This is a genomic window from Enterobacter sp. SECR19-1250 (genome assembly GCF_013391025.1).
GTDB lineage: Bacteria > Pseudomonadota > Gammaproteobacteria > Enterobacterales > Enterobacteriaceae > Enterobacter > Enterobacter cloacae.
Genome location: NZ_JACASJ010000328.1, coordinates 1 through 335 on the forward strand (window position 1 = coordinate 1; position 335 = coordinate 335).

At 44.8% G+C, this 335-nt stretch carries 1 protein-coding gene; it reads left to right on the forward strand.

Annotation, left to right across the window (positions count from 1 at the left end; translation table 11 throughout):
- Positions 1-11: 11 nt before the first annotated feature.
- On the forward strand, positions 12-335 hold a 324-nt coding region (locus HX884_RS26855), incomplete at its 3' end, for an MMPL family transporter (protein WP_256737214.1).

The window sequence follows — 335 nt, forward strand, 5'->3', positions numbered from 1 at the left end:
TCTATATATATTTGACAGTATTCGGCTTCAACATGATTAACGGTGTGTTGACACTGCCGGGTATCGCAGCCTTGATTCTCGGTGTCGGAATGGCCGTCGATGCAAATATCATTTTGTACGAACGTCTGAAGGATGAACTGAGAATCGGCCGCAGCATTAAAAAGGCATATAAAAAAGCGGCGCAAAGTTCGATATGGACCATTTTGGATGCGAATATCACTACAATGATTGCGGGTCTTGTACTGTTTGCATTCGGTACGAGCAGCGTCAAAGGTTTCGCGACCATGCTCATTTTATCGATAGTGATGAGCTTTGTCACTGCTGTGTTCCTGACG